This is a genomic window from Bacillus cereus group sp. BfR-BA-01408 (assembly GCF_022663305.1).
GTDB lineage: Bacteria > Bacillota > Bacilli > Bacillales > Bacillaceae_G > Bacillus_A > Bacillus_A pacificus.
Window position 1 is genome coordinate 21,899 of sequence record NZ_JAKUFF010000054.1, and the last position, 10,796, is coordinate 32,694.

Sequence of the window (10,796 nt, forward strand, 5' to 3'; positions counted from 1 at the left end):
TAAGTTTGGATGATGATGAGGGAAATGAAAAATAAAAAATCCCTCTTTTCATATTGAGAAAGAGGGATTTTTACGTACAAGTTATGCACCCGTATATAAACGAAGTCCCTCATTCTATCTTTCAAGCTATAAAGCTTGCAGGAAGTGGCACAGTATTCAAAAAATGAACCTGCTGCCGAGGTTTCAAAGGGCCAGTCCCTCCACCTCTCTTGATACAATGAGTAAACGAATAAACTTTATTAATTTTTGTGTTTCTTTGATAATTCAAAATCTTACACCTTGGATGATGAAGTGTCAACTGAATGGAATATAGTTTAAATTTTCAGTTTTCTTTAACAAAAAACCACTGCATATGGCAGTGGTTTTTCTACTAGAAGTTAAAGTTATCTGGATCTGGACCAACGCGACAATCTTCATTTAAAGCTTGAATTGCTTTCATATCATCAGCACTTAATTCAAAGTCGAAGATGTTTGCATTTTCAATAATGCGATGTTCTTTAATAGATTTAGGGATAGTTACAACTTCGTTTTGTAGATCCCAGCGTAAAATAATTTGCGCAGTTGATTTATTATATTTTGTCGCAATTTCTTGCAACGTTGGATTATCTAGTAGTTGTCCTTGCATTAATGGTGACCAAGCTTCAAGCTGGATATTATGTTCTTTACAGAAAGCGTGTAACTCTTCTTGTGCTAAACGTGGGTGGTATTCCACTTGATTGACCATTGGCTTAATTTCAGCAATTTCAAACACGTCTTGTAAGTGGTGAATATGGAAGTTACTCACGCCAATTGCACGAACACGGCCGTCTTTATAAAGCTTTTCTAACGCTTTCCATGATTCAGTATATTTCCCTTTTACAGGCCAATGTACTAAATATAAATCTAAATACTCTAGTCCTAATTTTTCTAATGTAGTTTCAAATGCTTGAAGTGTTGTTTCATACCCTTGATCGCTATTCCATACTTTTGATGTAATAAATAATTCTTCACGTGAAACACCTGATTCACGGATTGCTTGGCCAACGCCTTCTTCATTTTGATAAATTGCTGCAGTATCGATACTGCGGTAGCCATTTTTAATTGCTGCTTTCACAGACTCAATTACTTCTGAACCATCTTCTACTTTAAAAACACCTAAGCCGAACCAAGGCATTTTTACACCGTTATGTAATGTTGTATAGTCTTTTAAACTTGTTAAACTCATATTATTTCCCCCTAGCTTTTTTGTTTGTTGCTTCTACTGCTTTTTGAATTGCCTCTGAAAAATTATATTCATATAAAGCTTTGAGACCTTCAGCTGTGGAACCACCAGGTGTTGTTACTTGTTCGCGGAGGTTAGCTGGATCTTGCGTTTGTTCGAGCATAGAGGCAGAGCCAGAAATCATTTGAATGACAAGGTGTTTGGCAGTCGCTTCATCAACTCCATAACTTTTTGTTGCTTCAATTAAGCTTTCAGCAAAGTAATAAAGGAAGGCTGGTGCACTTCCCGTAACTGCAGTAAGCTGATGAACTTCTTCCTCAGTGCAAAGTTGCGAAGTACCAATACCTCTTAAAAGCAGTTGCAAGGTTTCCTGATGTATCTCGGTTACCGATTGTCCCATTGTATATAAGGAGATAGACTTTCCGATTTCAGCAGCTGTATTTGGCATAATCCAAGCAACAGGTGTTCCTTTAGGAAGTCTTTCTTCTAAATAAGATGGGCCAATGCCAGCAGCTACCGTTACGACAAGTTGATTCGATAGTAACGGAGATAATTCCGCTAATAAACCTTCATGTGCAGAAGGCGGCATTGCTAAAACAATCGTATCAACAGATGTAACATGCTGCTTCCAATCTGTTGTAGTAGACACATTATATCGCGCTTGTAATTGTTCCAGTTTTTCTACGTTGCTTCGGTTAGAAACGATAATTTCTTCGATGTATTCTTTGCTTGTTTTCAGTAATCCGGAAAATATAGCTTCTGCCATACGACCAGCACCAATAAATAGAATTCGATGTTTAGTTAGCATATCCTCTATTCCTTTCTAGTGGAGATATGTTATAAAAAACGATACCATTTTTAAGAGAATTTTGTAAAAAGAAAAGGCTTATTGTAGATGGAATAGATAATGAAAAGTAGGAAATTAATGGTGAAAGGGAGAGTGATTTCTTATACTGGTGATAGGGAATTTATTACACATCTGGGGAGAGATGATTATGATTAGAAGTCCGCTTTTTTTAGTCGTTTCTAGTATTATTTGCGTATTGGTTGGATTTTATATTCAATCGAGTTATATTGAAATTTTTGCATCGGTTATGGGGATTATTAATGTTTGGTTATTAGCGAGGGAAAAGGTATCTAATTTTTTGTTTGGCATGATTACGGTTGCGGTATTTATATATATTTTCATTACACAAGGTTTATATGCAATGGCAGTATTGGCAGCCTTTCAATTTATCTTTAATGTATATGGTTGGTATTATTGGATTGCACGTAGTGGGGAGGAAGAGGTAAAAGCAACAGTTCGTTTAGATTTGAAAGGTTGGATTTTCTATATAGTCTTTATTTTAGCTGCATGGATTGGTTGGGGTTATTATCAAGTCCATTACTTAGAATCAACAAGTCCATATTTAGATGCTTTAAATGCTGTATTAGGCTTAGTAGCTCAATTTATGCTAAGTCGAAAAATCTTAGAAAACTGGCATTTATGGATTTTATATAATGTAGTTAGTATTTCAATTTATATTTCCGCCGGGTTATACGTTATGCTAATATTAGCTGTTATTAATCTCTTTATATGTGTAGCTGGTTTACTAGAGTGGAAGAACAACTATAAAAGACAAGGGCATGTCAATAATTATATTTAGAAAGTAATTGAAAGAGAAAAACCCCTGAAGCACATACGCTTCAGGGGTTTACTAATAGGTTATAAGTTTATGCTTTTGTCATACCTAACAATACAGCGCCACCGATAATTAAAACACTACCAAGTGCAATAAAGATCAATTGACGTTTTGTTTTCTTTTCACCTAAGAAGACAATCGCACCGAATGTTGAGATAACGATTCCAGTTTGAGATAATGGGAAGCTTGTTGCTACTCCGACACGTGGTAGTGAAAGAAGTAAGAATAAGTTTCCAGTTCCCCATAGTAAACCAGATAAAGCATTACGGATTGCATATTTGTTAAATGGTTTATGTTTAGATGTCAGTACAACTGCACCAACAAACATACCAACTGCTTGTGGTAAAATAGCAGACCAACCATCGATGTTATACCAACGAATAATAATTACATATACAAGATAGCCAAAAGTAGAAACAATTAAAGTAAGAAGTCCTTTTTTCAATTGTCCTGGTGGCTGAGCATTTTCTTTATCATCTAATGATGTGAATACAACACCAACTACGATTAATAGGATTGCAATCGTTCCCAGAATGATCGTTGTAGTAGTAGTCCACTCGCGGAAAGCGATAACCCCAAAGATAGAAGTTGCAACAAGTTGCATACCAGTAGAAATCGTTACAGTAGTTGAAACACCTAGTTTTTCAACTGTTTTTAATTGGTTTACTTGTCCTAAAGCCCAGAATAAACCTGAAATAAAACCAACAATCAAGATTGTCATTGTTAAAGCTGGTTGAGTAAATACATACATAATTGTTGCGAAGAATAGAGCACCGATTGTCATACCTACCGTTTGGCTATATGCACCACCGCCCATTTTTACGCTTACTAATAAGATGTTTCCCCATGCAATTGCAGGAAGAAGCGCTAATAAAATGTCCATTACAAGACTCCCTTCGTTTTGCTATACCAATATAATTACATATCGTTCTAACGATCGGTAATGCCCCACTACTAGAGTAGAAGATTACCGATCGCTAAAACAGGATGAAGAATTCACGATATAAATGCGTTTTCATTTCTTCATTTTTTCAAACACCTCCATATAATAACAGGAAATTGCCTATTTTAGAAAGTAAATTCAAATAGAATGTATATTTAAATAAAAGGTAAAATTCAGTTATTTCCCAGTGGTATATTTTTATTTCCTAAGAAATAAAAAAGCAGCTTCAAAAAGAGCTGCCTTAAGAGTTAGTAATTCTTTTATTAATAAGCTGAATACATAGCAAAAATAGGAGGGACATACTAATAGTGATAACGACAAGTGTCCAGGCGAGCTGCATATTACTTGCATCAATCGCCATGTAAATTGCAGTTGGGATAGTCTGTGTTTTACCAGGAATATTTCCGGCAAACATGAGTGTAGCACCAAACTCACCGAGCGCACGAACGAAGCTCAAAATCATTCCGCTTAGTAAAGCAGGAAATGCGAGCGGAAGTGTGACGTGTAGAAAAACTTGATATTCACTTGCACCAAGGTCACGAGCACTTTCTTCAATTTGTACATTCGCGATAGAAAATCCTGTTTTTGCTGATTGATACATAAGCGGAAATGCAACAACTGTAGAAGCAATGATCGCAGCAGTAGATGTGAACATAATAGATTGCTGAAATATTGATTCTATCCACATTCCAATGGGGCTGTTATTTCCAAAAATAATAATGAGAAAAAAGCCGATTACAGTTGGCGGAAGTACCATTGGTAATAAGAAAATCGTTTCTAGTATTACTTTATATCTCCATGAGGAACGTGCTAGTGCTCTTCCGATTATCGTTCCTAAAATGGTAACGATAATGGTGGCACATGTGGCTACTCGTAAAGATAGAAAGATTGGTGATAAAATAGTATCAAAGCTCATGGCAATTATGATAGGACGGTAAATCCATATTTCTTAAAGATAGATTGTGCATCTTTTGACTGCAAATACTCATAAAATGAAGTCGCCTCTTTCTTATGCTTAGATTCTTTTATAACACCTAAAGGATAGTGAATTGGCTCATGAGAAGTAGCAGCTGCTGTCTCCCCAATCTTCACTTTTTCTGAAATAAGAGCATCTGTTTTGTATACAATACCAGCATCGACATTCCCTGTTTCTACATATGTTAACACTTGGCGAACATCTTTTGTAAATACGAATTTATTTTGAACATCATTCCAAAGGTTTTCGTGCGTTAGAGAAGCTTTTGCATATTTGCCAGCAGGTACAGATTCAGGTGTACCAAGTGCAATTTTTTTGATTTTCTCATCTTTTAAATCTTGAAATTTTGTAAGAGAACTATCTTTAGGGATGACTAGAACTAGTTCATTTCCAAGAAGATTTTTCCCTTCCTTTTCATTAATGAATCCTTTTTTAACAAGAGTTTGGAATTTATCTTCTGCTGCTGAGAAGAATAAATCAGCGGGTGCGCCCTGTTCGATTTGTTGTTGAAGTGCACCAGAAGCACCGAAATTAAAAGAAAGTTTAATATTAGGTTCTTTTTCTTTATATTTTGTTTCAATTTCTTTTAATGCATCTTGTAAGCTTGCAGCTGCGGATATAGTAAGTTCAACTGTTTTTCCTTCTTTAGCGGTTGATTTCTCTTTCTTATCTCCGTTTGTACATGCAACGCTAAATATAAGAAGAAAAGAAAATATAAGCGTCCCTATGGATCGTAATGTAAACTTGTTCATAAGAAAATCCCCTTTCGTTTTGACATATTCAATTATAACTAATTATAACTAAATATAACTAGTTATAATTGAATATAATTTGAAAGATGTGGTTGCTCTTAAAATATAGGAGAAATATTCTTTTCTTTGTTACAATGAAGGAAGAAAGTGAGGAATCGTCTATGGATCATCATTCCTACACAACGGAAGAAGTAGCGAAGCGATTAAAAGTATCAAAATTAACTGTATACGATCTAATTAAAAAAGGAGAACTTCCTTCTTATAGAATTGGTAGACAGATGCGCATTGATGCAGCAGATTTAGAACAATATATTAAGCAAATGAAAACAGGTAACGTACAAGTTACTCCTGTAAAGAATAACAGTAATAGTATCTCGAATACATGTATTATTAGCGGACAAGAACTAACGTTAGACATGTTGGCAAAACGTATAGAAAATCGCCTGCCAAGTTCAAATATATTAAGGGCATATCAAGGTAGTTTAACGAGTCTAGTAAAAATGTATCAAGGAGAAGGAAGTATCGTTAGCTTGCATTTGTTTGATGGCGAAACGGGTACATATAATGTTCCTTACGTAAAACGTATTTTAGTGGGGCAACCATGTACGATGATTAATTTATTAGCAAGGAACGTTGGGTTTTATGTGCAAAAGGGAAATCCAAAAAATATAAAAACATGGGCTGATTTATCTCAATCATCTATACGATTTGTAAATCGAGAAAAAGGTTCTGGTATTAGGGTGTTAGTCGATGAACAATTGCGCATTCAAAAGTTAAATAAAGAACGTATTAGTGGATATGAGTGGGAAGAATCGAACCATCTTGGTGTTGCCACGCAAGTGGCGAATGGAAAAGCTGACGTCGGAGTAGGGTCAGAAAAGTTTTCGCAAATTGTAAATGTAGACTTTATTCCAATCATGAAAGAACAGTATGATTTAGTGATTTTGAAGAATAAAGAAAATGAAGAGCTGATCGAAGTTGTGAAAGACATTCTGCAATCGGAAGAATTTCATAATGAATTAAAGGCGATTGGCGGATATGATATGACGAAAACAGGTCAAATTATATATGAAATAAAGTGAAACTTTAATCAGTGGGGGGCTTCATCCCCCACTGATTATTAGTTGAACCAATCGGACTTTAATGGGCAGCCCGACCCCCACCTAACTTCTTTGCTTTCGCTGCATTTTGAGGTGGGGGTCTTACTGCCCATTAAAGCGGGACAAACTAAAAAGCTGCTTGTCTATAAGACGAGCAGCTTTTTCTCTATATAAAGGGGTTTGGGGAAACAAAGTGTTAAACAAGACTTTGAGCAAGTGAGTAAATGAAAGCTGTAAGAAGAGTCGCTCCACTTGCAAGTCCGAAAAAGTCTGATTTGTTGAAAGTAATGTTGTTCATTATAATCTCTCCTTATTTGTTTAATGTAGTTGCAACAGCTTTTGCATCGACAAGTGCGGATAGCACCATGCCCATTGTATTTAAAAATTTGTTTGATTTCATTTTGTTCATCATGCGTATCCGCTCCTTTTCGAATTGTTGTTGCCCTGCTTTATGTCTTAATTATAGGAAATATGATCGTCTGCAACTATCGAATTAGCTTACGGAAGACTTACACTTTTGTAAGAAAAAAAGACATTCGTGTAAGAATGTCTTTTAAAGCATATTAATGTGGTGGTGCTCTTCAATTATTTTTAAAAAGCTACGCATTGAATTCGTCATATAGCTATCCTTGCGGCGTATGAAAACCGTTGAAATACTGCCGTATTTTTCAGGGATTGCATGACAATGTACTTTCCCTGCTTTAGAAAGATGGTGGACAGCAGACTGTGGTACGAGCGTAATTCCAAGGCCGAGTGCAACACTGTTTAATATGGTCTCTAATATATTGAATTCCATAATTCTTTTTGGAAGCAAACCTTCGTCTTTCAGCCATCGTTCTAGTTTGGAACGGTATCCACAACCTTGGTTAAAAACGAGTAGAGGCGTTGTTGTAAATTCTTCTATATGAAAAGCTTTATTTTGTGTTACAAGCATTAATTTCTCTGTACTAACATCGTATTGTTCAATAAGTGGGTGTTTTATTGGTCCTGATATAAAAGCGCCATCTAATTGATGATCGAGTACTTCTCTAATTAATTCTTCTGTTAAACCTGCTTGTAATGACAAATCGACGTTCGGATAGCTTTTATAGTAAGAAGATAAAATGGTAGGTAATGTACTTACTGTTTCGACTGTACCGATTTTTAATATGCCAGAGGGTGTCTCGCTATCTAAAAATACTTGTTTTAGCTCATCAACATCTTGCAAAATTTTGTTAACATAAACGAGCATTTTTCTTCCTTCAGCTGTTAAAGTCATGCCTCGTTTATGACGATAGAAGAGCGGTGTTTTCAGCTCGTTTTCTAATTGTTTAATACGTGCAGTTACATTTGATTGTACGTAATTTAATTCCTTTGCTGCGCTACTTACACTACCTTGGTCGGCAACGCTCTGGAAGATTTGCAAGTCTCTTAATTCCATGATACTGTCCTCCTTGATGTTAACTATCATTATAAATGATAATTAACATCATTTTGAATCATTTTACGTGATATATTTTTTCTTTTACAATTCTCTTTGTGCAAATAGAAAGAAGCGGGGGATTGTGGTGAGAAAAGGTCAAATGATAATAGGTGCTTTCGCGTGTTTAATTGCAAGTATGTCATGGGGAGCAATGTTTCCAGTTGCTGATCATGCGTTAGAATACATAGATCCGTTTTATTTTTCTCTTATTCGCTATGGAGCGGTGGCGATAATGCTGATTGTATTGTTGTTAATGAAAGAAGGGAAACAGGCATTTCGTTTAGAAGGAAGAGGAAGGCTACTCGTCTTTTTCGGAACGATGGCGTTTACTGTATATAATGTACTTATATTTTTAGGTCAAATGTTAATGGGGAAATCAGGCGTGATGGTAGCCTCCATTATGGAAGCACTTATGCCGATGATTTCTATTTGTATTCTATGGGGATATAAGCGTGTAAAACCGAAAAAGTATATGATAACGAGCATGATTATCGCTTTTATAGGAGCTGTATTTGTTATTACAAAAGGTGATGTGAGTTTCTTTTTAACGTTGAAAGATAACATGTTTTCGCTAGCATGTATATTTGTTGGAGTTGTGGGCTGGGTTATTTATACGATGGGTGGTCAAACGTGTAGCGATTGGTCAACATTACGTTATTCTACGTTGACGTGTGTATTCGGTACGACCGTTACAGGAATTATAACGGTACTTATTACGTCGCTTGGATATGTTTCAGTTCCGAGTATGGGAACGATTTCTGTTGTGAAATATGATTTATTGTTTATGATGACATTACCAGGAATTGTAGCACTACTCGCTTGGAATTACGGTGTGAAAATTTTATCATCTATTAATGGTATTTTATTTATTAACTTTGTACCTATTACGACTTTAGTTATTATGATGATGCAAGGATATCAAATCACGATGTTTGATATTGTAGGGACTTTATTTGTTATTGCAGCGCTTATTCGCAATAATGTTTGTCAGAGAAAAGAAGAAAATATAAATAAGAAGATGTTACAAGAAGAGCAATTACGTCAAGCTGTTTAATAGGCAATTGGAGGATTTCATATGTTAGAAAGTTTATTGTTTTTCTTCGCCGTTGGAGTTGCTTGTGAGCTTGCAGCAATTAATCGAAATGGTCGTAAGAAGATAAAACAACAAGCTGAAATGATACAGCTTTTAAAAGAGTTAAAAGAAAAAAACATTTAAAAAGACGACCGGGCATAGACGGTCGTCTTCTTCTATATAAAGGGGAAAGGGGACACAAAGTTATACAAGCGTAGCAGCGTAAATCAAAGTAGTAAGAAGAATCGAGCCGCTAGCTAATCTTAGAAAATCTAATTTGTTAAATGTGATGTTGTTCATCATGCATTCTCCTTACTTGTTTAATGTAGAAGCAACAGCTTTTGCATCGATAAGAGCGGAAAATACCATGCCCATTGTATGTAAAAGATTGTTCGTTTTCATTTTGTTCATCATATTGATCCGCTCCTTTTCGAATGGTTGTTGTTTCTTTCTGATTTAATTGTATGAAAAATGGTGGAGAGTAACTATCGAATTAGCTTACAAGATAATTACACTTTTGTAAGAATTGAAATTTAATATTTAAACCTTAAAATTATTACCAACTCCTAAAACTTAGTGTTATAATTATGGTAAGGAAATGATTATACTTCGGATGTTCAGAAAGGAACGAAACAAATGTATAAACCAATTACATTTTTGTTGAAATATATATTTAAAACAGCTGGGAAAGTAGAAGTGCAAGGAAGAGAAAAGCTACCAGAAGGTGGCCCGTATGTTGTTGCGTGTACACATACAAGTTTTATGGATGTATTAATGTTAGCTACAGGGATGTACCCAACAGAGATTCATTACATGGCCAAAAAAGAATTATTTGAAGGGAAATTCAAAAATTGGTTCTTTAAAAATGTAAATGCATTCCCTGTAGATCGTGCAAATCCAGGACCGAGTACACTTAAAATTCCATCACGCTTATTAAAAGAAGGAAAAGTGGTAGGGATTTTCCCGAGTGGAACAAGATCGACAGAAGACGTTTCGTTAAAAGCTGGTGCTGTGACAATTGCGATGCGTTCTAACGTTCCATTAATACCGGCAGCTTATATTGGTCCATCAAGTGTAAAAGAATTAATAAAAGGAAAAAGAGCACAATTAATTTTTGGAGACCCAATTCAAATTGATGCTGAAGAACAAATAGATCGAAAAACAGCTATGAAAATGATGACAGATCAATTAAATGAGAGGTTTGAGGAGCTAAAGGAAGCTTTGCAATCAAATCAAAAGTAAGAAAAGACGACCGGGCATAGACGGTCGTCTTCTTCTATATAAAGGGGAAAGGGGACACAAAGTTATACAAGCGTAGCAGCGTAAATCAAAGTAGTAAGAAGAATCGAGCCGCTAGCTAATCCTAAAAAATCTAATTTGTTAAAAGTAATGTTGTTCATCGTATATTCTCCTTACTTGTTTAATGTAGAAGCAACAGCTTTTGCATCGATAAGAGCGGAAAATACCATGCCCATTGTATTTAAAAGATTGTTCGTTTTCATCTTGTTCATCATATTGATCCGCTCCTTTTCGAATAATGGTTGCCCTGTTTCTGACTTAATTGTATGAAATATCGCAAGAAGTAACTATCGAATTAGCTTACAGGAA

14 protein-coding genes and 1 riboswitch are annotated in these 10,796 nt (G+C 35.4%); of the genes, 5 read left to right on the plus strand and 9 right to left on the minus strand.

The genetic code is table 11. The features are described 5' to 3' along the window. Nucleotides 1–111: 111 nt before the first annotated feature. Nucleotides 112–219: riboswitch (SAM riboswitch) on the minus strand. A 151-nt stretch (nt 220–370) separates the two neighbouring features. Both MR083_RS19250 and proC read right to left on the minus strand, forming a co-directional pair. Beyond that, nucleotides 371–1,204 carry an aldo/keto reductase gene (locus MR083_RS19250; protein WP_242269716.1) on the minus strand — a complete coding sequence of 278 codons (834 nt, stop codon included), beginning with the start codon at nt 1,202–1,204 and terminating at the stop codon, nt 371–373. A gap of 1 nt (nt 1,205) precedes the next feature. Continuing rightward, nucleotides 1,206–2,009 carry a pyrroline-5-carboxylate reductase gene (proC, locus tag MR083_RS19255; RefSeq protein WP_242269717.1) on the minus strand — a complete coding sequence of 268 codons (804 nt, stop codon included), beginning with the start codon at nt 2,007–2,009 and terminating at the stop codon, nt 1,206–1,208. A 187-nt stretch (nt 2,010–2,196) separates the two neighbouring features. On the opposite strand from proC, the gene pnuC reads away from it, so the two are divergent. Next, nucleotides 2,197–2,847 carry a nicotinamide riboside transporter PnuC gene (gene pnuC, locus MR083_RS19260; protein WP_000621369.1) on the plus strand — a complete coding sequence of 217 codons (651 nt, stop codon included), beginning with the start codon at nt 2,197–2,199 and terminating at the stop codon, nt 2,845–2,847. Between the two features lie 67 nt (nt 2,848–2,914). On the opposite strand, the gene MR083_RS19265 is transcribed toward pnuC, so the two are convergent. The 3 genes from MR083_RS19265 to modA form a co-directional block, all read right to left on the minus strand. Beyond that, a complete protein-coding gene (locus MR083_RS19265) occupies nt 2,915–3,766 on the minus strand; it encodes a GRP family sugar transporter (protein WP_000353544.1) in 852 nt (283 codons plus the stop codon). A gap of 301 nt (nt 3,767–4,067) precedes the next feature. Then, nucleotides 4,068–4,742, minus strand: coding sequence for a molybdate ABC transporter permease subunit (modB, locus tag MR083_RS19270; protein WP_000007159.1), 675 nt, complete (start codon nt 4,740–4,742; stop codon nt 4,068–4,070). Between the two features lie 5 nt (nt 4,743–4,747). Next, nucleotides 4,748–5,554 (minus strand): molybdate ABC transporter substrate-binding protein, encoded by an 807-nt coding sequence (modA, locus tag MR083_RS19275; RefSeq protein ID WP_001032252.1) that lies wholly within the window; start codon nt 5,552–5,554, stop codon nt 4,748–4,750. 134 nt (nt 5,555–5,688) lie between these two features. Here modA and MR083_RS19280 point away from each other — a divergent pair, with 134 nt between their 5' ends. After that, nucleotides 5,689–6,636, plus strand: a complete 948-nt coding sequence (locus MR083_RS19280; RefSeq protein ID WP_000657102.1) for a helix-turn-helix transcriptional regulator — start codon at nt 5,689–5,691, stop codon at nt 6,634–6,636. Nucleotides 6,637–6,850: 214 nt separating this feature from the next. Here the strand turns inward: MR083_RS19280 and MR083_RS19285 are convergent, their stop codons facing one another. Continuing rightward, nucleotides 6,851–6,952 (minus strand): DUF3948 family protein, encoded by a 102-nt coding sequence (locus MR083_RS19285; RefSeq protein ID WP_001060012.1) that lies wholly within the window; start codon nt 6,950–6,952, stop codon nt 6,851–6,853. A gap of 255 nt (nt 6,953–7,207) precedes the next feature. Then, entirely contained in the window at nt 7,208–8,074 is an 867-nt protein-coding gene (locus MR083_RS19290) for a LysR family transcriptional regulator (RefSeq protein ID WP_242269718.1), read from the minus strand. A 127-nt stretch (nt 8,075–8,201) separates the two neighbouring features. Between MR083_RS19290 and MR083_RS19295 the strand changes: the two genes are divergently transcribed. Both MR083_RS19295 and MR083_RS19300 read left to right on the plus strand, forming a co-directional pair. Continuing rightward, nucleotides 8,202–9,170: a DMT family transporter gene (locus MR083_RS19295; RefSeq protein WP_001225433.1), complete on the plus strand. Its 969-nt coding sequence runs from the start codon at nt 8,202–8,204 to the stop codon at nt 9,168–9,170. Between the two features lie 21 nt (nt 9,171–9,191). Then, nucleotides 9,192–9,332, plus strand: coding sequence for a YrzO family protein (locus MR083_RS19300; RefSeq protein ID WP_000894067.1), 141 nt, complete (start codon nt 9,192–9,194; stop codon nt 9,330–9,332). Nucleotides 9,333–9,392: 60 nt separating this feature from the next. Here MR083_RS19300 and MR083_RS19305 read toward each other — a convergent pair whose 3' ends face one another. Continuing rightward, nucleotides 9,393–9,488: a DUF3948 family protein gene (locus tag MR083_RS19305; RefSeq protein WP_071713395.1), complete on the minus strand. Its 96-nt coding sequence runs from the start codon at nt 9,486–9,488 to the stop codon at nt 9,393–9,395. A 336-nt stretch (nt 9,489–9,824) separates the two neighbouring features. On the opposite strand from MR083_RS19305, the gene MR083_RS19310 reads away from it, so the two are divergent. After that, the gene (locus MR083_RS19310; RefSeq protein ID WP_000277773.1) at nt 9,825–10,430 is read left to right on the plus strand and encodes a lysophospholipid acyltransferase family protein; all 606 of its coding nucleotides are present in this window, start codon (nt 9,825–9,827) and stop codon (nt 10,428–10,430) included. Nucleotides 10,431–10,492: 62 nt separating this feature from the next. Here the strand turns inward: MR083_RS19310 and MR083_RS19315 are convergent, their stop codons facing one another. Beyond that, nucleotides 10,493–10,588 carry a DUF3948 family protein gene (locus MR083_RS19315; protein ID WP_001060004.1) on the minus strand — a complete coding sequence of 32 codons (96 nt, stop codon included), beginning with the start codon at nt 10,586–10,588 and terminating at the stop codon, nt 10,493–10,495. Between the last annotated feature and the right edge of the window lie 208 nt (nt 10,589–10,796).